21 protein-coding genes are annotated in these 23,978 nt (G+C 72.3%); 8 read left to right on the forward strand and 13 right to left on the reverse strand.

Annotated elements, in window-relative coordinates; genetic code table 11:
• Window positions 1-52: 52 nt before the first annotated feature.
• Window positions 53-511, forward strand: a complete 459-nt coding sequence (locus C8N24_RS02370) for a PepSY domain-containing protein (protein WP_121247617.1) — start codon at window positions 53-55, stop codon at window positions 509-511.
• Window positions 512-582: 71 nt separating this feature from the next.
• On the opposite strand, the gene C8N24_RS02375 is transcribed toward C8N24_RS02370, so the two are convergent.
• Genes C8N24_RS02375 through C8N24_RS02395 form a run of 5 tightly spaced genes read right to left on the reverse strand, consistent with a single transcriptional unit; the run spans window position 583 to window position 10,364 of the window.
• Window positions 583-1,257: a response regulator transcription factor gene (locus C8N24_RS02375; RefSeq protein WP_121247620.1), complete on the reverse strand. Its 675-nt coding sequence runs from the start codon at window positions 1,255-1,257 to the stop codon at window positions 583-585.
• Window positions 1,254-2,564: a sensor histidine kinase gene (locus C8N24_RS02380; RefSeq protein WP_147447577.1), complete on the reverse strand. Its 1,311-nt coding sequence runs from the start codon at window positions 2,562-2,564 to the stop codon at window positions 1,254-1,256. The genes C8N24_RS02375 and C8N24_RS02380 overlap by 4 nt, the downstream gene beginning before the upstream one ends.
• The gene (locus C8N24_RS02385; protein ID WP_147447578.1) at window positions 2,557-2,769 is read right to left on the reverse strand and encodes a hypothetical protein; all 213 of its coding nucleotides are present in this window, start codon (window positions 2,767-2,769) and stop codon (window positions 2,557-2,559) included. The genes C8N24_RS02380 and C8N24_RS02385 overlap by 8 nt, the downstream gene beginning before the upstream one ends.
• Window positions 2,770-2,826: 57 nt before the next feature.
• A complete protein-coding gene (locus tag C8N24_RS02390) occupies window positions 2,827-5,268 on the reverse strand; it encodes an alpha/beta fold hydrolase (RefSeq protein WP_121247626.1) in 2,442 nt (813 codons plus the stop codon).
• Entirely contained in the window at window positions 5,265-10,364 is a 5,100-nt protein-coding gene (locus C8N24_RS02395; protein ID WP_121247628.1) for a PKD domain-containing protein, read from the reverse strand. The genes C8N24_RS02390 and C8N24_RS02395 overlap by 4 nt, the downstream gene beginning before the upstream one ends.
• Window positions 10,365-10,458: 94 nt before the next feature.
• Between C8N24_RS02395 and C8N24_RS02400 the strand changes: the two genes are divergently transcribed.
• The gene (locus C8N24_RS02400) at window positions 10,459-11,877 is read left to right on the forward strand and encodes a DHA2 family efflux MFS transporter permease subunit (RefSeq protein ID WP_121247630.1); all 1,419 of its coding nucleotides are present in this window, start codon (window positions 10,459-10,461) and stop codon (window positions 11,875-11,877) included.
• Here the strand turns inward: C8N24_RS02400 and C8N24_RS02405 are convergent.
• A complete protein-coding gene (locus C8N24_RS02405; protein WP_121247632.1) occupies window positions 11,824-12,216 on the reverse strand; it encodes a (R)-mandelonitrile lyase in 393 nt (130 codons plus the stop codon). The genes C8N24_RS02400 and C8N24_RS02405 overlap by 54 nt on opposite strands.
• Window positions 12,217-12,227: 11 nt before the next feature.
• On the reverse strand, window positions 12,228-13,724 hold the full coding sequence (locus C8N24_RS02410; RefSeq protein ID WP_121247634.1) for a sigma-70 family RNA polymerase sigma factor: 1,497 nt from the start codon (window positions 13,722-13,724) through the stop codon (window positions 12,228-12,230).
• Between the two features lie 116 nt (window positions 13,725-13,840).
• Between C8N24_RS02410 and C8N24_RS34565 the strand changes: the two genes are divergently transcribed.
• The gene (locus C8N24_RS34565; protein ID WP_211339812.1) at window positions 13,841-14,449 is read left to right on the forward strand and encodes a Clp protease N-terminal domain-containing protein; all 609 of its coding nucleotides are present in this window, start codon (window positions 13,841-13,843) and stop codon (window positions 14,447-14,449) included.
• Here C8N24_RS34565 and C8N24_RS02420 read toward each other — a convergent pair.
• Window positions 14,360-14,863 (reverse strand): DUF1697 domain-containing protein, encoded by a 504-nt coding sequence (locus C8N24_RS02420; protein ID WP_170178794.1) that lies wholly within the window; start codon window positions 14,861-14,863, stop codon window positions 14,360-14,362. The genes C8N24_RS34565 and C8N24_RS02420 overlap by 90 nt on opposite strands.
• Before the next feature lie 147 nt (window positions 14,864-15,010).
• Between C8N24_RS02420 and C8N24_RS02425 the strand changes: the two genes are divergently transcribed.
• Together C8N24_RS02425 and C8N24_RS02430 are read left to right on the forward strand one after the other, a co-directional pair.
• Window positions 15,011-15,763, forward strand: coding sequence for a hypothetical protein (locus C8N24_RS02425; protein ID WP_147447579.1), 753 nt, complete (start codon window positions 15,011-15,013; stop codon window positions 15,761-15,763).
• Window positions 15,764-15,781: 18 nt separating this feature from the next.
• The gene (locus C8N24_RS02430) at window positions 15,782-17,008 is read left to right on the forward strand and encodes a hydroxyacid-oxoacid transhydrogenase (RefSeq protein ID WP_121247640.1); all 1,227 of its coding nucleotides are present in this window, start codon (window positions 15,782-15,784) and stop codon (window positions 17,006-17,008) included.
• 61 nt (window positions 17,009-17,069) lie between these two features.
• On the opposite strand, the gene C8N24_RS02435 is transcribed toward C8N24_RS02430, so the two are convergent.
• Complete coding sequence (locus C8N24_RS02435) at window positions 17,070-18,152, reverse strand: M24 family metallopeptidase (RefSeq protein WP_170178795.1); 1,083 nt, start codon at window positions 18,150-18,152, stop codon at window positions 17,070-17,072.
• A gap of 61 nt (window positions 18,153-18,213) precedes the next feature.
• On the opposite strand from C8N24_RS02435, the gene C8N24_RS02440 reads away from it, so the two are divergent.
• Window positions 18,214-19,146 carry a DUF559 domain-containing protein gene (locus tag C8N24_RS02440; protein WP_121247644.1) on the forward strand — a complete coding sequence of 311 codons (933 nt, stop codon included), beginning with the start codon at window positions 18,214-18,216 and terminating at the stop codon, window positions 19,144-19,146.
• Here the strand turns inward: C8N24_RS02440 and C8N24_RS02445 are convergent.
• Window positions 19,121-20,977 carry a 3-keto-disaccharide hydrolase gene (locus C8N24_RS02445; RefSeq protein WP_121247646.1) on the reverse strand — a complete coding sequence of 619 codons (1,857 nt, stop codon included), beginning with the start codon at window positions 20,975-20,977 and terminating at the stop codon, window positions 19,121-19,123. The two genes, C8N24_RS02440 and C8N24_RS02445, sit on opposite strands and share 26 nt — an antisense overlap.
• A gap of 94 nt (window positions 20,978-21,071) precedes the next feature.
• Entirely contained in the window at window positions 21,072-21,671 is a 600-nt protein-coding gene (locus tag C8N24_RS02450) for a LysE family transporter (protein WP_170178796.1), read from the reverse strand.
• A 70-nt stretch (window positions 21,672-21,741) separates the two neighbouring features.
• Here C8N24_RS02450 and C8N24_RS02455 point away from each other — a divergent pair, with 70 nt between their 5' ends.
• On the forward strand, window positions 21,742-22,185 hold the full coding sequence (locus C8N24_RS02455; protein WP_121247650.1) for an Lrp/AsnC family transcriptional regulator: 444 nt from the start codon (window positions 21,742-21,744) through the stop codon (window positions 22,183-22,185).
• Here the strand turns inward: C8N24_RS02455 and C8N24_RS33610 are convergent.
• A complete protein-coding gene (locus C8N24_RS33610) occupies window positions 22,148-22,807 on the reverse strand; it encodes a hypothetical protein (protein WP_170178797.1) in 660 nt (219 codons plus the stop codon). The two genes, C8N24_RS02455 and C8N24_RS33610, sit on opposite strands and share 38 nt — an antisense overlap.
• An 18-nt stretch (window positions 22,808-22,825) precedes the next feature.
• On the opposite strand from C8N24_RS33610, the gene C8N24_RS33615 reads away from it, so the two are divergent.
• On the forward strand, window positions 22,826-23,503 hold the full coding sequence (locus C8N24_RS33615) for an aminoglycoside adenylyltransferase domain-containing protein (protein ID WP_170178798.1): 678 nt from the start codon (window positions 22,826-22,828) through the stop codon (window positions 23,501-23,503).
• Here C8N24_RS33615 and C8N24_RS02470 read toward each other — a convergent pair.
• A complete protein-coding gene (locus C8N24_RS02470) occupies window positions 23,468-23,968 on the reverse strand; it encodes a dihydrofolate reductase family protein (protein WP_147447581.1) in 501 nt (166 codons plus the stop codon). The two genes, C8N24_RS33615 and C8N24_RS02470, sit on opposite strands and share 36 nt — an antisense overlap.
• Window positions 23,969-23,978 lie beyond the last annotated feature (10 nt).

The following is a 23,978-nucleotide window of genomic DNA, read 5'->3' on the forward strand; positions in this document are numbered from 1 at the left end:
CTCTCATCTTCGTCACAGGGCGGTCTTAGTGCGCGGCGCGAGGGTGAACGCCATGAAGAAGCGCACCCTCGCCGCACTGACCACCGCCACCGCCGTCACGGCGGGCACCGCGTTCGCCGTCACCGGGGCGACCGCCGCCTCCTCGTCCGACGCCGTCCGCGCCGTGCAGACCGCCTCGAAGGGCGTCACCGCCAAGCCGTACGAGCTCGACCGCGAGCGCAACCGCTGGGAGGTCACGTTCGCCGACGGCACCCAGAAGCACGTGAGCCTCGACGGCCGCAAGGTCACCAAGACCACGCGCGACGACCGCGACGCCGAGGTCAACCGGGCGCGCGTCAGCCTCGTCACCGCGCTGCGCAACGCCGCGCCGCGCGCCGGCAACACGCAGCTCACCGACGCCGACATCGACGCCGACGACGGGCAGCTCGTGTGGCAGATCGGCTTCGCGAACGACACCGACGTGGACGTCGACGCGCGCACGGGCAAGGTCCTGCGGGTCGAGAAGGACTAAGGCTCGCCCTGGGGGCTCGCCTTAGTTGGGAGTTCGCCCAGGGGGCGAACCTCCCGCACGCGGTGGGCTCGTCAGGGCACGAAGCGGTAGCCCATGCCGCGCACGGTCGTGATGTGCGCGGCGCCGACCTTCCGCCGCAGGTAGCCCACGTAGACCTCGACCACGTTCGAGCCGGGGTCGAAGTCGTAGCCCCAGACCCGGGCCAGCAACTGCTCGCGCGAGAGCACCTGGTCCGGGTGGCGCAGGAACAGCTCGAGCAGCGCGAACTCACGCGCGGACAGCTCGATCGGCTCGCCGCCGTCCACGCTCGCGCGGCGCGTGCGCAGGTCCAGCGACACCGCGCCGGCGCGCAGCGTCATCGGCTCGTCGGCGCTCGCCGCGCCCGCCGCCCGCAGCCGCACCTGCACGCGCGCGAGCAGCTCGTCGAACTCGAACGGCTTGGTGAGGTAGTCGTCGGCGCCGAGCTGCAGCCCGGCGACCTTGTCGCGCACGTCGTCACGCGCGGACAGGATCAGCACCGGCAGCCGGCGCCCCGCGGCGCGCAGCGTCCGCAGCACGTCGGTGCCGTCGAGCCCCGGCAGGCCGAGGTCGAGGATCAGCAGCTCGAAGTCCTCGTCGCGAGCGAGCGCGATGGCGCTCGGGCCGTCGTTGACCGCGGTGGTGACGTAGCCCGCCGCGCGCAGGCCCTTCTCGAGGAACGCGACGAGGTTGCGCTCGTCGTCGGCGATCAGGATCCGGCTGCTCATGACGCCGGGAGCACGATCGTGAACCGCGCGCCCTCCCCTTCCTCGCTCTCGAGCTCGACCCGCCCGCCGTGCGCGGTCGCGATCGTGCGGACGATCGCGAGGCCGAGGCCGGTGCCGTCGCCCGCGTAGCGCTCGAAGATCCGCTCACGGTCCTCCGCGGGCACGCCCGGGCCGGAGTCCGCCACCCAGATCCGCGCGGTGTCGCCGTCGTGCGCGGATCCGAGCACGATCGGGTCACCCGCGGACGTGTGCTGGACCGCGTTGTGCGCGAGGTTCATCACCGCCTGCGTGAGCCGCTGGCGGTCGCCGCGCAGCAGCCCCGCGCCGGTCGCGGCCAGGGTCCACTCGCGCGGCCCGAGCCGCTCCGCCTTCGCCATCAGGTCCTCCGTCAGCAGGTCCAGGTCCAACTCCGACAGCATGAGGAAGTCCGGCCGCTCGGACTTCGCGAGCGTCAGCAGGTCCTCGACGAAGCGGCTCATCCGGTCCAGCTCGTCGGCGACGATCCGGGCGGTCTCCGGGTCGCCGTCGAACAGCTCGAGGTGGCCGCGGATGATCGTGATCGGCGTGCGCAGCTCGTGGCCGGCGTCGGACACGAACTCGCGCTGGAGCGCGAACGCCGCCTCCAGCCGGTCGAGCATCGCGTTGAACAGGTGCCCGAGCTCGGCGATGTCGTCGTTCCCGCGCACGTCGATCCGGCGTGTGAGGTCGTCGGTCGAGCCGATCGACCGCGCGGTGGCGCCGAGCGTGCGCAGCGGCGCGAGGATCCGCCCGACCGCGGCGTACGCCAGCACGGACACGAGCACGACCATGCCGAAGCCGATCCCGCCCGCCACCCGGACCGCATCGGCCACCTCGGCGCGCTCGTGCTCGAGGTCGGCGGTGACCACGAACGCTCCACGCCGCTCGCCGCGCAGGTTCACCGGCACGGCGACGTAGCGGTAGGAGCCCTCCAGGTCGCCGCGCTGGACGGCGTCGACGTCCCCGAGCTCGCGCACCGCCTCGATCAGCTGCGCGCTCGCGCCGAGGTCCGCGTTCGAGCGGTACGGCCGCTCCCCCACGAACGTGAACGACGCCTCGGCCTCGTCCGGCACGTCGCGCGCGAGGAACTGGTCGAACAACGTCCGCACGTCGCTCGTGCGCACCTCGCCCGCGAACCGCTGCAGCTCCCGCACCTCCTGCGCGAGCGCCGCCTGGATCCGCGCGTCCACGCGGGCGAGGAGCACCTGGCGCAGCGCGAGCGTCGACACGGCGGTCGCGAACGCGAACAGCGCCGCGATCGAGAGCACGATCCGCGTCCGGCTAGTCATCGAACGGATCGTCATCCGCGTCGTCGTCGTCCTCGGGCGGCGCGAACGTGGTCGGCGTGGGCGTGGCGGTGGCCGCGCCCGGCAGCAGCTCGATCGCCTGCACGGCGGGCGGGGCGGGCGGCCGGACGAGCAGCGCGACGACCACGGCGGTGCCGACGGCCAGCGCCACCGCGCAGAGGACGATCGTCAGCGGGCGCATGCGCACCCGCCCGACGATCGCGTGCGCGGCTGGGCTGGACCTAAGACGGCGATGAGAACAGTCTTATCGCTTCAGCCGGCGCGCCTTCTCGACGTTGCCCCAGATGTCGACGGAGCCGTAGGTCGCCGACCTGCGCTGCTTGGCGGTGAGCTTGAGCGGCTTGCGGTACGCCCGCTTCTTGCCTCCGACGACCACGAACGTCGCCGCCACCTTGGACGCGTCCTTGGCCTTGAGCACGAGCTTGCCGTCGCGCCACGTGGCGGTCGTCTTCGGCGGCTTGCCGTCCTTGGTGGCCGGCTTGAGCGCCTTGCCGCCCTTGCCGGTCACCGCGCCGGAGCCGCCGAGCGCGATCGCGGTCGCGCCCACGTAGCGGCGCTCCGCGCCCGCGCCCTTGTCGCCGAGGTCGCGCACGACCGCCGTGCCGCCGGCGGGCAGCTCGACGCGGACGTCGCTGCCGCCCGTGGCGACGATCTTCACCGCCCCGCCGAGCTCGATCACCTGCACGAGGTCCGCCCGCTCGGCCTCGGCGAGCGAGTAGGTACGTCCGCGCACGACCACCTTGGGCTCCTTCGTGCCCGCCTGCGCGGCGGTGACCATCGGGATCAACTGGTCCGGGTGGTAGACGGTCACCTCGCGCGCCGTCCACGGGCAGTCGTCGGCGATGTCGATCATCGGCTCGTTGCGGATCAGGAAGCGATCCATCAGCCGCGTGGTCTGGACGTCAGCGGTGATCGGCACGTGCTCGACGCCGCAGACGACGTGCAGGCGGTCCCGCGGGGTGTCGTGCGCGGCCGAGAACTGCGGCACGGTCTTGTCGCCGCTCACCCAGCTCACGCTGAGGTCGTCGATGATGCCGTAGTTGATGGCCACCGAGCCGATGGTCGGCACGCCGCCGCCGACGATCACGTGGTAGTCGACGCCGTTGTCCTCGAAGTGGTCCAGGACGCGCCCGTGCTGGGCGGCGGCGCGCGTGTACATGCCCGGGTCGACCTGGATCCGGCGTAGGTACTCGCGCACGCCGTCCATGTCCAGCGGCCGGTTGCCGTTCATGCCGCCGACGCTCAGCCAGGAGCCGTAGCCGAACGCCGGCATCAGCGAGAAGTGGCCGGGGAACGACCGCGCGGAGCGCTTGAGCCCGGTGCTCGTCATCAGGATGTCCATGGCCGAGAACCACGGCACCTCGATGCCCGCCGCGAGCGGCAGGATCACCTTGGGCGAGCCCCAGTACGGCGTGCCGACCGTCACGGCGCGCGAGACCTTCGCGGCGTACGCGGGGTTGTCGATGTAGTGGCGCATCACGAGGCCGCCCATCGAGTGGCCGACGAGCACCACGCGCTTGACGCCGTGCTCACGCCGCGCCTTCTCGACCAGGTCGTCGAGCCCGGCGACCGCGGTCGTCGGGTCCTTGCGCCAGTCCCACACGTAGTCGTAGTGCCGGCCGGGCCAGGTGATCTCCTCGAAGTGACGCGAGGCGCCGCCGTAGATGTCCGCGCCCGCGACGTCCATCACGAGCCCGTCGACCGACGCGTTCTGCGAGCAGCTGGTGCCGCCGTCGACACCCTCGCGGAGGTTCTCGCCGTCGGCGCCGAGCCGCATGTTCATGAGGTCCGGGCCGCCGGCCGGGTTGAACCACATCAGCTTGCCGGGGCACACGATCCGCGAGCCGCCGTAGCCGTGCGAGAAGATCACCACCGGCCGTGCGACGCCGAAGTCGACCTCGTGGTGCGAGCCCGTGCGCGCCGGGATGCCAGTGCTCCGGCACGTCTCCGGCGCGGTGCAGTCGGCGCCCGGGAGGCGCTCGAGGACGACGGGCGGCAGCGTCCCGCCGCCCCGCATGTAGCGCGTCGGCACCGGCAGGCTCCACGTGCCGAGCCGGTTGGTGCGGTACGCGGCGGTCTCGCCCTCGTCGAGCTGTCCGTTGTCGTTGTCGTCGAGGAAGACGCGCAGGCCGTCCGCGCCCTCCTCGCCGGCGTCGCGGCGGCCGTCCTCGTCCTGGTCGTCCCAGATCGTGCCGCGCAGGCCCATGGTGCCGATCACCGGGAACTGCACGTCGGTGCTCTGCAGGCCCGCTTCGACGGTGACCTCGCGCTGGCATCCCGGCGCGGGCTCCAGGCACTGCAGGTCGAACTGGCTCGCGCGGGAGCCGAGGTCGGGGCCGTAGCGCACGCGGACGGTGGTCTCCCCCGCGGCCATCCGCCGCGTGTCCACCGGGAGCTCGTAGTGGCCGTCGCCGTCGACGGCCACCATCGTCTCGCGTTCCTGGCGCGCCCCGTCGCGGTTGTAGTCGGCGAACACCCAGCCACCGATCGGGTAGCGCGCGTCCTCGTCGCCGGCGTCGAAGCGGCCGTCGGCGTCGTAGTCGAACCACACCTGGCCGGAGACGGGGGCGACCGCCGGGTCGTTGAGGCACGGGTCGTCCGCGGCGGCGGCGCAGGCCGCGCCGGCCGGGGCGGCGTACGCCACCAGCGCCGCGGCCACGCTCATCATCAGCACGAGCCGCTTCATCGCCGGGCTCCCTTCTTCGCCTTGGGGGTACAGGTGCGGAACCTGCGGCTCTGCTTGACGACCTTGCCGGTCTTCAAGGTCGCCGCGATCTTCACGGTGAAGCGGCCCTTCGGCAGCCCGCGGAGGTCCACGGCGGCGGTGATGCGCTTGCCGCGCAGCGTCTTGACCGCCTTGCCGTTCACCCACACCGCGACCTGCGTGTAGTCGCCCTTCGCGACCCGGATGCGGAAGTGGCGACGGCTCACGCAGCCCTTGGAGGACGGCAGCGTGAACACGTCGGCGGCCTTCGGCGTCGTGTCGGCGGCGGCCCGCGTGATCGCTTCGACCGTCCGCGGGTCCAGCGGCTTCGTGCCCGTGCGGGACACGCGCGGCGGCTGGGGCACCTCCGGGTCGAGCGGCTTGGGCTCGACGACCGGCTCGTCGGGGCGGGCCGTCACGTCCACGGTGACGGTCGCGACGCCCGAGCGGCTCGCGCCGTCGCTGACGCGGTAGCTGAACGTGACGGGGCCGATCACGTCCGTCGCGGTGTAGGTGACGTCGGGCGCGCTGGGCTCGACCGACGACTCGCGCAGCTGCAGCGAGCCGCGTGCGGGCTGGTCGACGATCTCGTAGGCCAGCCGCTCCTCCTCCGGGTCGGTCGCGGGGAGCGCGATGTCGACGGACTCGCCGGCGACGACCGTGGCGGTCGCGTCGGCGGCCGCGGGTGCGCCGTTGGCGGGCGCGACCACGCGCCGTGCCTCGGCGGCGTCGGAGCCGCCGTCGCGGTCGACGACCTCGACGCGCGCGGTCGTCGCGCCGCCCGTGCGGCTCGTGGCGAGCGTGTACCCGTCGCCCGTGGCGATCAGCGGCACGGCCTCACCCGTGATCGACCCGTTCCAGAACACCTTTGCCTCCAGCTCGTCCGCGCTGCCGGAGTCGGCGATCCGCGCCGACAGGTTCGCGGGCTCGCCGTCGCCGAGCTCGGCCTGCAGGATCTCCGGCGCGGCGTTGGCCACCTTCACCTCAGCGGACGCCGTCGCGGTGCGGCCCTTCGCGTCGGTCACGAGCACGCTGACGGGGTAGGTGCCCTCGTCCGGGAACGTGCTCTTGGGCTTCGCGCCCGTGGCGTCGGTGAAGACGCCGTCGCCGTCGAGGTCCCACGCGTACGCGGTGATCGGGGCGTCGTCGGCGCCGGGCGTGGACGCGCTCGCGTCGAGCACGAGCTCGAGGCCCTCGCTGCCGCTCACAGCGGCCACGGCGGCGTTCGGGTCGCGCTGCTCGAGCGTCGGCTCGGGGTCCGGCGCGGTGCCGCGCAGGGGCTGGACGTCCGGCTCCTCGAAGGACCGGTTGCCCGGCTTGGCGTCCATGATCTTCTCCGCGCCGGTGCCGTCCGGGCGGATCTTCCAGATGTCGGTCGAGCCGAAGCCGGTGGAGCCGCCGCGGTCGCGGTTGGACGCCCACACGATCCACTCGCCGGTCGGCGACCAGGTCGGATACGCGTTGTAGCCGCCGAACTGACCGTTAGTGAGGTTGCGCTCGGTGCCCGTCTGCAGGTCGTAGACGATCACGTCGAGGATGCTCGGGCCCTTGGCCGGATAGCGGGTGACGACGCCGTAGCGCCCGTCCGGCGACATCGCCAGGCAGTCCTTGCCGGTGATGCTCTGCGGGAGGTAGGCGCCCTGGGTGCCGTCGGCGCGGTAGAGCTCGAACGCAGGCGTGCTGTTCCAGCGCACGAGCGCGCGCGAGCCGTCCCGCGTGAACCCGCACAGCTGTCCGTAGCGAGCGCCGAACCGGCCCTGCTCGGCGCCCGTCTCGGCGTCGATGACGGTGTTGCCGTCGTTGGTCATGTTCGTGCGCCGCATCGCGACGAGCTTGTCGCCGTCGGGCATCCACACCGGGAGCAGGAAGTCGCCCGTCGCGCCGGCGTTGGTGAGCTGGCGGGCGCCGCTGCCGTCGGCGTTGGCGACGAACACCTCGTCGTGGCGCCAGGCGAGCTTGCGGCCGTCCGGCGACCAGCGCGGCTCGTTGCCGGAGGTGCTGACGCGCTTGAGGCTCGAGCCGTCGAGGTTGGCCGTGACGACGCCGCCGAACCAGTCCTCGGCGACGACCAGGCCGTCGGTCAGCTGCCCGCCGATCACGAACGAGCCGGACTCCGCCGTGGCGGTGTTCCAACCGTCGGTCGTCGTGACCCGCACGCGCACGTCCTGGCCGCCGATGGTCACGATCGCCTTGACCGCCAGCTCCTCGGCCGTGGTCGCGTCGCCCAGCGAGCGCCAGGACGCGCCGCCGTCGGTCGAGATCGACACCTGCGACGTGAGCGTGTCACCGTCGGCGTCGTCGGCGTTCCACGTGACCTTGAGGGTCTCGCCGAGCTCGACGCGCGCGGGCGTGGCGACCGTCAGCGTCGGCGCGTTGGCCGAGCGCGTGCGGGTGACGAGCACGTCGTCGCCCTTGCGCACCCGCAGCGACCGCGCGCTCTCCGGGGCCGGCACCTGCAGCGAGAACGCGGCGGTGGCGGTCTTGATGTGGGTGTCCTTGGTGGCCGCGGCGTTGCCGATCGGCCCGAGCTCGTCGACCGCGTCGAAGCGGGTGCTGCCGACGACCGCGCCGCCCTGGCCGAGCAGCTCGAACGTGTACTCGCCCTGGGGCGTGGTCGCGTCGGGCGTGCCCTCGCCGAGCACCGCCGGGCCGAGCTGGACGTCGCCGGCCGGGGACACCGAGCCGGTCAGCGACAGCACGTCACCGGCGGCCGCGACGCCGAGGATCTCGCCCGTCGACAGCTCCTCGGTGAGGAAGTCCCAGGTCGCCTTCGAGGTCCAGCGGCCGGTCGGGCTCGCGACGTCGCCGCCGCTGGTGTTGAAGTGCATGAAGTCACGCGTCGAGGCCGCGACGTCCCGCCGCTCGGCGACCCAGAAGCCGGGCGCCGGCTCGTCGTTGAGGTGGTGCTTGGTCGTCTCGTCCTCGGTCCAGCCGTAGGAGTGCGCGAGCTCGTGGGCGACGATCCAGCCACCCGTGTTCTGACGCTCGACGAGGCCCGCGTCGAACCCGCCGCCGTTGGGCGCGATGCCGACGGCCTGCTGGAAGCCCTCGATCTGCTGCCGCGAGAACCAGCCCTGCGGGACGACGCCGATCACCTTGTCGATCTCGGGGTCATTCCACTTCAGGCGATCCAGCCGGTGCATCAGCTGGCCGGGCCCCATCAGGGTCGGCTCGGTGAGCGGCGGGGCGTGGACCAGCCGCGACGCGCAGTCGGTGACGACCGTGAACCTGTCGGGATCGACCGGCCAGCCGGCCTCGATGAAGCGCTCGGCGCCCTCGGCGACGTCCTGCACGTCACGGCAGGCGGGGAAGGCCTCGTCGTCGGCCGCGACCGGGACGAACAGCACCTTCAGCGCGCGCGGTTGCACGACCGCCTTCGAGCCCTCACCTGTGTTGTTGTCCGGGTTCGTGTCGGCGCTGCGCGCGTTGAGCGTGACCTTCGCCGTGACGCGGCCCGCGCCGACCTCGATCGGGTCGCGCGCCAGCAGCTGGACCGGGTTCAGGCCCGGCCGCAGCACGACGTCCTCCTCGAGCGTGCGCTCGACGCGGCGGCCGTCCGCGTCGTCGTAGGCCAGCTCGACCTTCGCTCGGGCGGACGTGCGCTCGGCGCCCAGCGAGCGGACCATCACGCGCACCGTCGTCGGCCGTCCGGCGGCCAGGCGCGCGGCGTCTTGGGCGGCCTGGTGCGGACGCACCGAGATGAGCTCGAGGTCCGGCGCGGCCGCGCTCATCGGCGCGAACAGCACGTTGGGGTCGTCGTGGGTCCAGGTCTCGCCCCACTTCCACCACGCGAAGCCGGCGCCCTGCGGGTCCGGTCCCCACGCCGCGGCGACCGGCTGCAGGTCCTTGCCCGGCGAGGCGTCGACGGTGCGGAGCTGGAAGGTCTGGCCGCGGTCGGACGAGAACGCCGCGACCGGGTCCAGGTCGAAGCCGTCGGGGTTCGGAGCGCTGTGCCAGACGGCGACGACCGAGTCGCCGTGCGCGTCCACGTACGGGTGGCTCTGGGTGTGCCAGGTGTACAGGTACGGGCCGAGCACCTGCGGGCCGCCGAAGCCGGCGCCGCCGTTCGTGCTCCGCGCGATGTACATGTTGCCCTGCGCGCGCCACGTCACGTAGACGCGGTCGTCGTCGACGTCGAGGCCGTACGGGGCCGAGCAGTAGTCGCCGACGCAACGGGCGCCGCTGAGGACGTGCTCGCCCCACGACGCGCCGCCGTCCCCCGACGTCACGACCAGCGGCTCGGCACCGAAGTCCTTGCCGGAGCCGTCCTCGCGGTCCCACGAGGAGCGCTTGCTGATCGCGACGGCGACGGTCCCGTCGGCCGCGGCGATCGTCGGGCTCCCCGGGTGGAGCGTCCAGCTGCCGTCGTGGACCTGCTGCATCGGCTCGATCGAGCGGCCGCCGTCGACCGAGCGGCGCACGTACACGTCGGCGCCGGAGCTCAGCCACGTCCAGTAGACGTGGTCGCCGTCGAGGGCGAGCGAGAAGTCGCTGCCGCGGTCGCCGGGATCGTTGACCTGGGCGAAGCACGGGAACGTCTTCGCGCCGTCGCGGCTGCCCGCCGTCCAGATCCGGCTCGTGTTGTCGGTGTACGCGACGAACACGTTGTCGCCGTCGGCGGCGAGCTTGAGGTCCCACGCGCCGTGACCGGTCGGACGCCCCGCGCGGACGGGCGGCGCGAACGTGCGTCCGCCGTCGTGGCTGGCGGCGACGACCGCGTGGCGCTCGCTCTGCCAGAACGAGCCCTGGATCCAGCCGACGTAGACGTCGTCGCCGTCGACGGCGATCTTCGGGTCCTCGACCGACACCGTGCCCGGCCCTTGCAGGCCGTGCGAGCCGCCGATCTCGGTGCCGGTGGCGGAGATGCGGTTGATGGAGACGCCCTGGCGCTCCTCCGCATAGACGACGAAGGTCGTGTTGCCGTCGGTCGCGATCGCCGGCGCCCAGGTGCGGGACGCGGGCGTGTCGGACAGCAGCGACGCCTCGCCCACCGCGGGCGAGCGCAGGTCGGCGGAGGCCGTGGCGGGGATCAGCGCGAGAGCGAGGAGCGCGAGGAGAAGGGCCCGGAAGCGGTGCATTGGGGCGGCACTCTGCGTACGCGGGATTGCCACGAGTTTGCACGGGCCTTGCCGCGACCGATGAGTTTCGGCAAGGTCGGCCGTCTACAGGGACATGACCTCCCCGGAACGCACACGCTGGGCCGCCCTGTACGTGCTCTGCGCGGGCACGCTCATGATCGTCCTGGACGCCACGATCGTGAACGTCGCCCTTCCCTCCATCCAGGACGACCTCGGGTTCTCGGCGAGCTCGCTCGCATGGGTCGTCAACGCCTACCTGATCGCCTTCGGCGGCCTGCTCCTGCTGGCCGGCCGCGCGGGTGACCTGCTCGGGCAGCGGAACGTCTTCCTCGCCGGGCTCGTCCTGTTCACCGCCGCTTCAGTCGCCTGCGCGGTCGCGCAGACGCAGTCGATGCTGATCGCCGCGCGCTTCGTCCAGGGCGCCGGCGGCGCGCTCACCTCCGCGGTCGTCCTCGGGATGATCGTGACCATGTTCCCGACGCCCCGCGAGCAGGCGAAGGCGCTCGGCGTCTATGGCTTCGTCGCTTCCGCCGGCGGGTCGATCGGCCTCCTGGCCGGCGGCGTGCTCACGGACGCGCTCGACTGGCACTGGATCTTCTTCATCAACGCTCCGATCGGCGTGGCGACCGGCGTGCTCGCGCTGCGGCTGGTCCCGTCGTCGTCCGGGCTCGGGCTGCGCGGCGGCGCCGACCTGCCGGGCGCGGCGCTGCTGACCGGTGGCGTGATGCTCGGCGTCTACACCATCCTCGGCGTGACCGAGCACGGCTGGCTCGCCGGTCGCACGCTGCTGCTCGGCGCGGTCTCCGCGGTCGCGCTCGGCGCCTTCCTCGTGCGCCAGACGCGCGTGGCGACGCCGCTGATGCCACTGCGGTTGTTCCGCTCGCGGGACGTGAGCGGCGCGAACGTCGTGATGGCGCTGATGGTCGTCGGCATGTTCAGCCTGTTCTTCCTCGGCGCGCTCTACCTGCAGCTCGTGCTGGGCTACGACCCGCTGGCCGTCGGCCTCGCGTTCCTGCCCTCCACGCTGGTGATGGGCGCGACGTCGCTGAAGCTCTCGCAGCGGTTCGCCCCGCGGGCCATCCTCGCGCCCAGCATGCTGTTCGTGCTGGCGGGCCTGTTGCTGTTCTCCCGCACGCCGGTGGACGGCACCTTCGCCGTCGACGTGCTGCCGGCCACGATCCTGATCGGCCTGGGCGCCGGTCTGTCGATGCCCGCGATCATGACGCTCGCGATGTCCGGCGTCGCGCCCGAGGACACCGGGCTGGCCTCCGGGCTGATCAACACCACCGTGCAGGTCGGCGGCGCGATCGGCCTGGCCGTCCTGGCGACGCTCGCCGCCGGGCGCACGGGCGCGTCGACCGCACCCGCGGACCTGCTCGCCGGCTACCACCTCGCGTTCCTGATCGGCGCGGGCGTCCTGGCCGCCGCGACCGTGGTCGCCGTGTGGCTGACGCGTCCCTCAGTCCTGCAGGTACTCCGCGTCCGAGACGTGCTCGCCCCAGATCGCGTCTGACCCGTCGTCGGCGATCTCCTGCATCGCCAGATGGGTCATGAAGTTCGCTGAATCGGCACCGTGCCAGTGCTCTTCCCCGGGCTCGAAGTGCACGGTATCGCCGGCCCGGATGGGCTCCACGTTCCCCCCTCGCGACTGAGCGAGGCCGGAGCCCTCGGTCACGTGGATCGTCTGGCCGAACGGATGTTTGTGCCAGGCGGTCCGCGCTCCGGGCGCGAAGTGGACGCTCAGGAGCTTCACGTGCGGGCCGGTGGAGATCGGGTCGATCCACACCTCCCCCGTGAACCAGTCGGGGTTGCCGCGCTGCGTCGCGTGCTGACGGGGACGGATGACCTCCATGGGCCGGGACCCTACCCGTCGTCGTCGGCGCCCTCGCCCTTGTCCTGCTTCTTGGCCTGGCCGGGCGGCTCGCCCTCCCGCTTGGCCTGACCGGGCGGCTCGGCGTCCTTCTTGGCCTGGCCCGGCGGGTCGGCCTTCGGCGTCACCACCGCCGTGGGTGCCGGCGTCGTCTCGCTCGTGGGCGCCTTGTCCGGCTTCTGCGGCTTGGCCTTGTCGGGCTTCGACCGCCCCGGGGGCTGCTTCTTGGGCTTCGCCTGCCCGGGTGGGGTGTCCGGCGGGCCGCGCCGCTCCGACTGCTCCGGCTTGGTCTTCGGCTCCTTCTCGGGCTTGGCCTTCTCCGGCTTGTCGGGCTTGGCCTCCTTGCCGGGCGGAGTCCCGCGCGGCGCCGGGTCCGAGGCCTGCTCGCGCTCGCCCTGCCGCGTCTCGGCCGGCGGGTCCTGCACGGCCGGGGAGATGACCGGCGTGCGGCGGCGCTTGGCCGCCGTGCGCTTCGTCGGCTTGTCCTTCTTGGCCGTCGCCGGCGTGTTCTCGGTGCTCGTGCGCACGGCGCCGGGCGTCGCGGTCGGCGTGGCCGTCGTGGTCGACGTCGGCGTGGGCGTCGTGGTCGCGGCCGCCGGCCGGTCGGGCGCCTGCCGCGGCGTGGTCGGCGGAGCCTCGGCCGCTGCCCGCGGCGGCGGCTTGTAGAACTCGACCGCCGCGACGGTCGCGCCGCCACCGGCGATCGCCACGCAGGCCAGCAGCTTGGCCGCGCCGCCACCGCCGAGGATCTGGGCGAGGAGCGCGGCGGCGCCCGCGGTGGGCAGCGGCGGGGCGAGCATCGCGAGCCGCTTGGAGCGCTGGTCGATGTCGGTCTGGAAGCGTCGGCAGCCCGCGCACGAGCGCAGGTGGGCGCGCACGCCGCGCCCGCGCAGCACGCGGCCGTCGCCGTCCGAGAGCATCCGGCGGACGTCGTCGCAGGGCATCTCACGCCCCTCCCGCGCGCTGAACAGCGCGCTGCGGGCTTCGTAGATCGTCTGCTTGACGTTCGCGGCGGACGTCTCGAGCACGACCGCGATCTCCGCGTGCGAGAGCCCGTTGAGCTCGCGCAGCACGAGCGCCGCGCGCTGGCGGTCCGGCAGGTCGGCGAGGTCCATCTGCAGCAGCCGCAGCTCCTCGCGCTCGCTCACGCGGTCCTCGAGGTCCGCCGGGATCGGGATGTCGTCCAGCTCGGTGGTCGTCCGCCGCTTGCGCAGGATGGAAATCGCTTCGTTGTGGGCGATGCGGAACAGCCACGGCCGCAGCTCGAAGTCGCGCTGCTCGTCCTGCAGCGCCGCGAACGCGCGGGTCATCGTGCTCTGCAGCGCGTCCTGCGCGTCCTCCTCGTGGCGCAGGATCGAGCGGCAGTACCGGTAGAGGTCCTGATGATGGCGCTCGTAGACCGCCGCGAAGGCCGCAGCATCGCCACGCGCGGCGCGCGAGCGCAGGGTGCTCTCGCGGCGAAGGCGCAGGTTCGCAGGCACGGCGGTCATCGGCCACACATCCTGAACGTCATCTCTCCAGAAAGGTCAGGAACAAATTCCTACCCGACCTTTCCTGTCTCTGCGCGTTGACTGGACAAATGGCCCCATACAACCCCCAAAAAACGTTGTCTCTGCTCGAGAAGACGCTCACGGCGGACCCCACCGCCAGCCTGCGCGCCCTGACGGCCCTCCGGGCCGAGCTGGACGTGCTGGAGCGGCATCTCGTCGGGCGGGCGCTGCAGGAGGGACAGACGTACACGCAGATCGCGCGTCCGCTCGGCATCTCCCGCCAGGCGGCCCACCGCCGATACCGCGACCTCACTTCACCGCCGCGGCTCTCCGAGGTCGCGCGCGCGACGCTCGTGCGGGCACGCGAGGAAGCCGCCCGGCACGGCTCGCGCAGCATCGACGGCGAGCACCTCGTGCTGGCCCTCGCGCGGGCGGGCGCGCTGTCGATCGACGTCGAGGCCGCGCGCCGCAGCTTCGCCCCGCCGGCGATGAACGCGCCCGCTCCGGCCGGGCTGCATCCTGCGCTCCACGCGCGGCTCGTGCGCAACTCGGGCGAGCTCGGCCTCGAGCAGCTCGTGAAGGCCACGCTCGAGGACGCCGGCGCGCGCCGGCTGCTGGAGCAGTTCGGCCGCGGTTCAGTCCACCAGCTTGTTGACCGTCGCCCAGTTGCGAACGGTCGCGGTGCCGGCGAGCCCCGGTTTGCCGAGGGCCTTCATCAGGCGTGAGTTCTGCATCCCCTCGGGGCACCACGCGTAGATCTCGGTGCCCCGGGCGACGAACCGGTCCGGGGTGAAGTCCTCGGCCTCCAACTGGTCGAGCGTGGGCTCGCGGTCGAGGAAGACGACGAGGTAGCGGGTGGGGTCGTCGACCTCGCCCTTGAACGGGTCGTTCGCGATCACGGCGCGCAGCTCGTCCATCGTGCGCAGGACGACGTCGATCTGCATGTCGAAGCGCTGCTGCAGCGCCCGCTCGAGCGTGCTGCGGGAGGTTCGCCCGGTGAAGATGGCGTTTCCACTGGCGAGGACCGTCCGCACGTCCGTGTAGCCGAGCTCTTCGAGAAGTGCCCGCAAATCGGCCATGGCGACGCGCCGCTTGGAGCCGAGGTTGATACCGCGAAGGAGCGCAAGGTTGCGGGGCACGCCCGCGAAGGTATCCGTTCGTACAGGCCCGCGCGAACCTGAAGGTTCCCTTACGAGACTCTTCAGGAGCCGCTTAGAGATCCGGGAGACACTGCCGCTGCGCTTCGATGAGGAGGAGCGCGCGGGTCAATCTCTGTGGAGGGTCTGATGTTCTCTGTTAAGACGCGGCGTGTTGCCGTGCCGATGGTCGTCGCCTGCGTTGGCGTGCTGGGTTCTGCTACTGCGGCGCACGCGCAGTCAGGTGGCTTGTCGGTCACGCCGGCGTCTCTCGAGAACCGCGCCAAGCTCGGCTCGGTCGGCTCGCTCACGCTCAACAACACGACGCGCGAGACGCTGCGCGTGACGGTCACGGTGCGTCCGTGGCGTCAGCAGCTCAACGGCACGGTGGTCGCTGATCCGCGCTCGAACCTCACGCGGTACGTGCGGGCCACCACGCGCACGTTCAACATCGGCGCCGGCGCGAAGCGGCCGGTCAGCTTCCGCATGGTCCGCCGCCTGAGCTCGCTGTACGCGAGCGTCGACATCCTCGGCAAGCCGACCAACACCAAGGGCCGCAAGGGCATCATCCCGAACTACCGGCTGATCTCGAAGCTGCGTCTGAATCCGGCCAAGAAGACCTACAAGTTCCGCACGGGCGCGGCGCAGGTCCGCTCGGGCAGCGTGATCCTGCCGGTGCGCAACCTCGGCAACTCGATCGACCCGATCGGCGGCAGCTACCGCATCAGCGGCCCGTCGTCCAAGAACGGCAACGCCGCGGCGATCTCCGCGCTGCCCGGCAAGCTCGTCGGCCTCAACCTGGGCTCCACGCGCGGCATGAAGAAGGGTCGCTACACCGTGACCGCGACGGTCAAGCAGGGCAGCCGCAGCGCCAACGTGCGCACGAGCTTCACGATCCGCTAGCCGGGTAGACAGCGACTCGTGGGGGCTGCTGCTCGCGAGTCGATCTTCACGCTGGAAGCGACGCCGATCAAGTTCGGCCCCGGCGCGGTGGACGACGCCGGCTGGGAGCTGAAGCGCCTGGGCGTGACCCGGGCGCTGCTCGTCACGGACCCGGGGATCCCGCACGTGGACCGGGTCCGCGCGGCGTTGGGCGACGTGGACGTCGTCGTCTACGACGGCGCGCGCGTGGAGCCCACGCTGGAGTCCTTGCAGGCCGCGGCCGACTTCGCGCTGGACGCCGAGGTGGGCGGGTTCGTCTCGCTGGGCGGCGGCAGCGCGATCGACACGGCGAAGGTCGCGAACCTGATCGTGAGCCATCCCGCGCCGGTGATGGACTACGTGAACCCGCCGATCGGGTCGGGGCGTTCCGTCCCGGGTCCGCTGCGCCCGCACCTGGCGATCCCCACCACGTGCGGCACGGGGTCGGAGGCGACCACGGTCGCCGTGCTGGACATCCCCGAGCGCCGCGTCAAGACCGGCATCTCGCACCGCTATCTGCGGCCTTCGCAGGCGATCGTCGACCCGGAGCTGGCGTCGACCCTGCCGTCCGAGGTCGTGGCGTCGGCCGGGCTGGACGTGGTCTGCCACGCCGCGGAGTCGTTCCTGTCGAAGCCGTACACCGCGCGGGAGAAGCCCTCCTCGCCGGATGCGCGCCCGCCGTACCAGGGGGCGAACCCGGTCGCGGACGTCTGGTCGCAGAAGGCGCTCGAGTACGGCGGCCGCTTCCTGCGACGCGCGGTCGCGGACGGCGACGACGTCGAGGCGCGCGGGGCGATGATGCTCGCCGCCTCGATGGCGGGCGTGGGCTTCGGGTCCGCGGGCGTGCACATCCCGCACGCGTGCGCCTATCCGATCGCGGGGCTCAAGCACGAGTGGACGCCGCCCGGCTATCCGTCGGGCCACGCGTTCGTCCCGCACGGGATCTCCGTGATCGTCACCGCACCCGCCGCGTTCGCGTTCACCGAGGAGGCGTCGCCCGAGCGCCACGCGCAGGCGGCGGCGCTGCTCGGCGGCTCCTCCCTGCCGGAGGCGCTGCGCTCCTTGATGGACGACCTGCGCGTCCCGTCCTTGGCCGAGCTCGGCTACGGACCGGACGACATCCCGGAGCTCGTCGAAGGCGCTCTGGCGCAGCAACGGCTGCTGGCCGTGGCGCCGCGCGAGGTCGGCGCCGACGACCTCGCGGCGATCCTGCGCGCCTCGCTCTGAGGTGCGCCCTCGCCGGGCGCCGGCGCTCCGCGCTCGCGCGCGACCGGTCGCGCCGGTGTGCCTAGAGCGTGCGCGGATGGTCGCTCAGCAGCTCGGCGCCGGTGTCGGTGACCAGCACGATCTCCTCGACCTGGACGCCGCCGAAGCCGGGCCGGCAGAGGAACGGCTCGATCGAGATCACGTCGCCCGCCTGCAGCGCCTCGCCCGTGCGGCCGAGCCCGGGCGCCTCGTGCACCTCCAGGCCGACGCCGTGCCCGAGCGCCGTCGGGAACCCCTCCATCAGGTGCTTGCCGGGCTTGCGCTGCGTCGGGAAGCCTTCGGCCTCGAACCGGTCGCAGGCCCGCGCGTGCAGCTGCTTGCCCTCGACCCCCGGCTTCACGTACGCCAGCGCGTCCTCGAGCACCTCCAGGACGAGCGCGTGCCAGCGCGTGATCTCAGGGTCCGGCTCGCCCACCACGAACGTCCGCGCGATGTCGGTGAACGTGCCGGTCTCCCGGTCCTGCGGCCACAGGTCGACGATCACCGGCTGCCCGGGCACGATCGGCCCCGTGCTCGATCCGTGCCCGGTCGCCGTGTCCGGCCCGGTCGCCACCGTGAACTCCCCCAACGCGGCGTGCGGCTCGACCGCCGCCCGCACGATCGCCCGCAGCTCGGTGCACGTGAGTCCGGGTGCGAGCGCCTCCCGCGCCGCCTGCAGCCCGTGCTCGGCCGCCCGCGTCGCCCGCTTGATCCCCTCGAGCTGCGCGGGCGTCTTGATCCGCCGCCGCGCGACGAACAGCGCGTCGTCGACGTGCAACGTGATCCCGCGCGCTTCCAGGAACCGCGCGGTGGCCAGCGGGAACGTCGCCGGCACCGCGGCCTCCGTCACGCCCATCGCCTCGCACGCCCGCGCCCGCACCTCGAGCAGTGCCTCGCCCCGCCCCATCCCGCCGACGATCAGCTCCCTCAACCCGAGCTCGCTCATCGTGTCGAGCTGCCGGAGGTCGGGCCGCGCCTTCGCGATGTTCGCCGCGTCCAGCGCCGAGGTCGTCGCGAACGCCACTCCGTCCCGCTCCCCGTACAGGAACGGATCGAGGATCGCAGCCGGCACCTCGTGCCGGAGCTCGGGAGACCGAATCGTGTCCGCGTCAATCAGCACGTTCATGGCACACATTCGTAACGAACGCGCGTAGATTCGTGCGTGCCGCCGCCGCGATCATGCGGGGGTGAGGAACGAAACTCCCGCATACGGGGAACTTGGTTCCGCGGACGCGGAGATCGCACGGGTTGCGGCGCGGCAATACGGCATCGTGACCGTGGCGCAGCTGCGCGCGGCCCGGCTGACCAAGAACGCGATCACCCGCCGGGTCAAGCAACAACGGTTGCACCGCGTCGGCCATGGCGTGTACGCGGTCGGACACACCGCGCTCTCGCAAGAGGGGCGATGGCTCGCTGAGGTGTACACGGCCGGGGAAGGCGCGGCACTCGGGTACTTCGCGGCCGCGAAGCTCTACGAGGTCTGGCGCTATCGCGTCTCCCTCATCGATGTCGTCGTCCCGGCACGCCGCCGCCCGAAGACGAGAGCGCGGCTGCACATGTGCCGCAACCTCGACCCACGCGACGTCACCGTCTTCCGCGGCATCCCCGTCACCACGTTCGCTCGCACGTGCGTCGACCTCACCGAGGAGCTGACCAAGTGGGAGCTCGCGAACCTGCTCCACGAGGCCTGGTGGCGCAAACGCCTCTCGATCCCCGCGCTGCACGAGACCCTCGCGAGAGCGAACGGACGCCGCCACCTCAACCGGCTCGAACAGGCGATCGCGCTGCACGAGGACGGAAGTGCGGGCACGCGCTCCAGGGACGAGCTGCGCTTCCTGATCGGCTTCGAGCAGGCCGGCCTGCCGGAGCCGCTCGTCAACACGGACCTCGCCGGGCACGAGGTCGACTTCCACTGGCCGACGCTGAAGCTCGCGCTCGAGCTGGACGGGATCGGGCACGACCGCGCGCGCACGCAACGCGAGGACGAACGCAAAGAAGCCGCCTGGCGAGCAGGCGGCTTCGAGGTGCTGCGGTTCAAGGAATCGCAGCGGCGGGCGGCCACGGATGCCGTGGCCGCCCGCGTGCTGCGTGCGCCTACGGCTCGGTCGTCGCGAGCGTGAGCGTCAGGGTCTTGCTGTAGGTGCCGGTGCGCAGGGCGTCGTTGGCGCCGATGCGCTGGCGGTAGGTGACCGGCGTGGTGTCGCCGGACACGGGGCCCGTGTAGGTGCGGACGACGAGCGGGCTCGCGCCGAGGTCGGCGAACGTGCCGGTCGCGCTACCGCGTGCCTGGAGGGCCTGCGGCAGCGAGAACGCGCCGTTGACGAGATGACCGGGGTTGGCGCCCGGGTCGGCGACGGACAGGGTCGCGTTGCCGGCCGTGGAGGTGACGGTCACGTCCGCGTTGGCGTCGTAGTTGTTGGCGACGCCGGGCACGAACGCCGGGAACGACGCGGGCGCGCCGAGGGTCAGCGAGAGCGTCGCCGGGACGTTGCCGCCGACCGGGACGTCCGTGTTGGTCGCCGACAGGATCTCCGGGGCGAGGGCGGTCTTGAAGACCGTGGCGCCCGCGTTGTCGACGCTCACCTGGCAGTAGACCGACTTGCCGACGTCGGCCGCGGTGGGCGTGTAGGTGTCGCCCTGGCCGACGATCTGCGCGTCCAGCCACGTCAGGTCGGCCGTGCCCGTGCCGAGCGTGGCGTCCGGCGGCGTGGTGGTGTTGTTGTAGTCGAGCTGGCTCGGGGCGCGGAAGTGCGGGTGCGTGGACGGGACCTTGTTGGCCGCGTACCACGTGACCCAGCGCGTGCTGCCCGCGGCCGCGTTCCACGTGCCGTGGTTGCAGGTCAGCGCCTGCCCCTGGTAGCCGGTGCCGGTGACGGACGGAGCCGCCGTGTTGACCGGCAGGTCGGCCGGAGCGAACTCCTTGACCTGCATCTCGCGGTAGGAGATGCGGTCGTTGCCGCCGTGCGTCTGCAGGCCGAGGTAACCGGCGGCGAGCTGACGCGCCATCGTCGGCGGGTCACCCGCGCGCGAGGCGATCTTCGGGATCGAGTTGTCGAACTGGTTGATGACCTCGCCGTCGATCAAGACCGTGTACTGCTGGCCGATCGTGCGGATCTCCATCTCGTGCCAGACGCCCTTGACCAGGCGCTTGTACGTGCCCGACTGCTTGGCGTTGAGGTTGCGGAAGTTGTAGATCGAGCCCGTCTTGATCGGGTCGGTCGAGGGCTGCGGACCGCCGCCGGTGAGCGACTCGTTGATCTGCACCTCGTGGCCGCAGGCGACCTGCGTCCAGTGCTGGTGGTTGTTGGCATTGCCGTTGACCGTCAGCGGCTGGTTGTTGAGGCCGTTGACGTTGTAGACGCCCGCGGCGGTGGAGCGCGCGCAGTAGCCGCCCGTGTACTCGAACGCCGGCGGCAGGTTCGGCGTCGAGCCCGCCCACTTGTAGGTCGTCGACGGCGCCGGTTCCAGCAGACCGCAGACCGCGATCGCGCCCGGGCAGACGTCGTAGTTGAAGCCGGCCGGCTTCTTCGCCAGCACGGCGTTGGTGTCCGCGCCGTCGTAGCGGACCTCCGGCGTGCGGATCATCACGCCGCCGTTGCGCGTGGACGTCGGCGTGTCCTGCACCGTGTACTGGATGCGGAACGTCGCGTCGCCGAACGCCTTCACCGGGTACCAGTAGGCGCCGAACGGCGAGGCGCCGACGTCGATCGCACCGTTGGTCGTGTTGAGCGTCGCCTGGCCCTGACCACCCTCCGAAGCCGGGCGCGACTGCGCGAGCGTCCCCGCGGCGAACTTCCACTTGTCGAACGACGCGTCCGAGCCCGTGGCGGTTCCGTCGAAGATGTACCGGAACCCAGGATCAGGCGCGGGTGCCGTGTACTGCGCATGCGCGGCCGGGGCCGCCGCCAAGGCGGCGAGTCCCGTCACACATGCGAGCAACTTGCGCTGCATGGTCTCTCCCCTCCACTTCTGTCAAAGGACAGACCGACTTATACCTGACCGGGGAGCAATTCTGCCCCGCTCCGTCAGTAAGTCAGGTGACCGGTCAGGAAGAAATGGCCAAGTGGGCGGCGATCGCAAGCACCAGGACGCGCCCGCCGATCGACAGCGAGCGGCGGATCGCCGGCGTGATCCAGCGGCCCGCATGGCCCGCCGCGAGCGTCAGCACGAGGTGCCAGCCGGCGCTCGCCACGCCGACGCCCGCGACGAACGCGGCGGTGTCGGCCGCGCCGTCGAGCGACAGCGCCGCGGCGACCGCCGCGAACGACGCGATCGTCAACGGGTTGACGGCGGTGATGGCCAGGAAGCGCGTGTAGTGCGACCGCGCGCTGCCGCCCGTCTCCACCTCGCGCGCCTCCGGGTTGCGCCACAGCCCGGCGAGCCCGTAGAGCGCGATCACCGCCAGCACCGCCGCGGCGACGAGCTTGATCTCGCCCTCGTGGCCCGCGAGCACCGCGCCCGCCGCGCTGCCCGCGACGCCGGCGATGACGGCGTAGACGAAGTCGACGGTCGCGACGCCCATGCCCGCGGCGAGCCCCTTGCGCGGCCCGGCGACCACAGAGGCCTCGATCAGCAGCAGGCTGACCGCGCCGACCTGCATGGCGACGGCGAGTCCCGCGATGAGCCCGGCGAGCAGTGCGTCCATGCCGCACGTTCTGGCGTCGCCCGCCGCGAAAAGCAAGGTGCCACGGCCGAAGACTGAGACAATCGCGGCCATGGACCCCACGGACAGCGAGATCCTCAGGCTGCTTCGCGAGGACGGGCGTCTCTCCTGGCGCGAGCTCGGCGCCGCCGTCGGGCTGAGCGCGAACGCGGCCGCCGACCGCGTCCGGCGCCTCCGCCAGGCCGGCGTGATCCTCGGCTTCACCGCACTGATCGACCCCGCCGCGGGCGGACGCAACCTCGAGGCCCTCGTCGGCATCACGCTCTCCCCCGGCGTGGACTCCGACCAGTTCGCGGTCGAGGCCTCCCAGCTGCACCCCGTGATCGAGGTGCTGCACCTGACCGGCGCGCCCGACTACCAGTTGCGCGTCGCCTGTCGCGACACCGCCGAGCTGGACATGCTGCTGCGGACCCTCCGGCTCCGCCACGGCGCCGCCGACACCGAGACGACGATCGTGCTCAGGTCAGGTCCGCCCGCGGGCTCGGAACCCGCCTGAGCGTGAGCCCGGCGTCGACTTCCTTGTCGGCCCGGCCGCGCGAGGTGGCGAGGTCGAGCGCGTCCCGCGCGAGCTCCACGAGCCCGAGGCGGTCCGCGTCCAGCACCCCGTCCTGCACGCGCAGGTGCCCTTCCTGGTCCACGCGCCGGATGAACCCGTCGAGCGCCCGCCGGATCATCGACAGCTCTTCCAGCGCGCCCGGATGCTCGGTCAGCGTGTCGCCGCCCATCGCGCCCCGCAGCAGGGTGATGGCGAACGTCGCGGTCTGATCGCCGGGCGTCACCTCCTCCCAGTCGGCGAGCGTCGCGGGACCGTCGTCCGGACGCTCGATCGCCGCGCGCGCCGCGATGTGGTTCGTCCCGTCCGTCGCGGCGAGCAGCACGTGCTCGGGGTCGAACACCGTCAGCATCAACCCGGTCACCGCCGCGCGCGAGTCGAGCACGATCCCCTGCACCCGCCGCACCGCCGAGTCGTCGTCGGGCTCGTGGAACTCGTGCGCGCGCACGTGCCCCGCGTCGTCGCGCGTGAACAACGTCGGTCCCCACTGCGCACCGGGCACCGCGAACCGCGACGCCTCGTGCTCGGCGTACTCGGCCATGATCTCCGCCAACTGACGAGGCATCGTCATCAGACTCTAGGCGTGCACGAGACCGAACCCGTCCTGGAGTTGCTCGCCGACCTCGACCCGCTCGGCGTCTACCTGTTCGGCTCGGCCGTCCACGGTGGGCTCCGGCCGCGCAGCGACATCGACGTGCTGGCGGTGATCGCGCGCCCGACGACCGACGCCGAGAAGCAGCGGCTCTTCGACGGGCTACGCGCGCTCACGGGTCGTCCCGTCGAGGTGACGCTCGTCGTGCGGGCGGACGCGCCGACGCACATGGACTTCCAGTGGGGCGCGTGGGCGCCCGACGCGTGGGAGGGCGGGGAGAACCGCGACCTGGTGATCCTCATCCACAAGGTGCTGCTCGCGAACCGCCCGCTGAGCGGACCGCCGCCCGCGCAGCTGCTCGAGGCCCCGTCGTGGGACGACGTACGCGCCGCGATGCTCGCGAGCGTCGACCCGATCCTGCTCGACCTGCACGCGGACACGACCAACGTGATCCTCGCGCTGTGCCGGATCTACTACTCGCTCGTGACCGGCGGGATCGCGGCCAAGGACGAGGCGGGCGCGTGGGCGCACGCGCGCTTCCCGCACGTCGCGCTGCACCGGGCGCGGGCGATCTACCTCGGCGGGCTGCCGGACGACTACGCCGGCATCGACCTCGACTACGTGGGCGCGAACCTACGCGCGCTGATAGCGCAGCAGGACCGGGCCTGAGTCGAAGCGCTTGCTCTCGACGAGCTTGAGCTTCAGCCGCACGCCCGCGGGGAAGAACGGCGTGCCGCCGCCGACCGCGGCGGGACCGACGACGGTCCAGAACTCCTGGATGCGATCGATCATCGCCGCCGCGAGCGTCGGGCCGCCGACGTGCACGATCCCGTCCGCGTCCGGCACGTGCGACGGGTCGCGCACGAGCCGCGCACGCACGGCCGACTCGAGCGTGGTCGAGACGACGATCCGCTGCGTCCGCTGCCACGCGTCGGCGAACTCGAGGTCGCCCTTCGACGAGCCCTCCCGCGGCGACTCCCAGTAGCGCATCGCCTCGTACAGGTTGCGCCCGTAGACGTCGAGCGACGTGTTGCGCTGGCGCTCGGTCCAGAAGGCGAGCACGTCGTCGGCGGGCTCGGCCCAGTCGAAGTTGCCCTCCGCGTCCATGACGTAGCCGTCGGCGGAGACGTTCATGGCGTAGACG

The sequence above is a fragment of the Solirubrobacter pauli genome (genome assembly GCF_003633755.1).
GTDB lineage: Bacteria > Actinomycetota > Thermoleophilia > Solirubrobacterales > Solirubrobacteraceae > Solirubrobacter > Solirubrobacter pauli.

Excerpts from the sequence above, each read along its gene's own strand:
- C8N24_RS02390 (WP_121247626.1), bottom strand. The coding sequence starts at position 5,268 with ATGAAGCGGCTCGTGCTGATGATGAGCGTGGCCGCGGCGCTGGTGGCG.
- C8N24_RS02445 (WP_121247646.1), bottom strand. The coding sequence starts at position 20,977 with ATGCAGCGCAAGTTGCTCGCATGTGTGACGGGACTCGCCGCCTTGGCG.
- C8N24_RS02455 (WP_121247650.1), top strand. The coding sequence starts at position 21,742 with ATGGACCCCACGGACAGCGAGATCCTCAGGCTGCTTCGCGAGGACGGG.
- C8N24_RS02375 (WP_121247620.1), bottom strand. The coding sequence starts at position 1,257 with ATGAGCAGCCGGATCCTGATCGCCGACGACGAGCGCAACCTCGTCGCG.
- C8N24_RS02395 (WP_121247628.1), bottom strand. The coding sequence starts at position 10,364 with ATGCACCGCTTCCGGGCCCTTCTCCTCGCGCTCCTCGCTCTCGCGCTG.
- C8N24_RS02425 (WP_147447579.1), top strand. The coding sequence starts at position 15,011 with ATGTTCTCTGTTAAGACGCGGCGTGTTGCCGTGCCGATGGTCGTCGCC.
- C8N24_RS02380 (WP_147447577.1), bottom strand. The coding sequence starts at position 2,564 with ATGACTAGCCGGACGCGGATCGTGCTCTCGATCGCGGCGCTGTTCGCG.
- C8N24_RS02470 (WP_147447581.1), bottom strand. The coding sequence starts at position 23,968 with ATGAACGTCTCCGCCGACGGCTACGTCATGGACGCGGAGGGCAACTTC.
- C8N24_RS33610 (WP_170178797.1), bottom strand. The coding sequence starts at position 22,807 with ATGCCTCGTCAGTTGGCGGAGATCATGGCCGAGTACGCCGAGCACGAG.
- C8N24_RS02435 (WP_170178795.1), bottom strand. The coding sequence starts at position 18,152 with ATGAACGTGCTGATTGACGCGGACACGATTCGGTCTCCCGAGCTCCGG.
- C8N24_RS02450 (WP_170178796.1), bottom strand. The coding sequence starts at position 21,671 with ATGGACGCACTGCTCGCCGGGCTCATCGCGGGACTCGCCGTCGCCATG.
- C8N24_RS02410 (WP_121247634.1), bottom strand. The coding sequence starts at position 13,724 with ATGACCGCCGTGCCTGCGAACCTGCGCCTTCGCCGCGAGAGCACCCTG.
- C8N24_RS02400 (WP_121247630.1), top strand. The coding sequence starts at position 10,459 with ATGACCTCCCCGGAACGCACACGCTGGGCCGCCCTGTACGTGCTCTGC.
- C8N24_RS02370 (WP_121247617.1), top strand. The coding sequence starts at position 53 with ATGAAGAAGCGCACCCTCGCCGCACTGACCACCGCCACCGCCGTCACG.
- C8N24_RS02405 (WP_121247632.1), bottom strand. The coding sequence starts at position 12,216 with ATGGAGGTCATCCGTCCCCGTCAGCACGCGACGCAGCGCGGCAACCCC.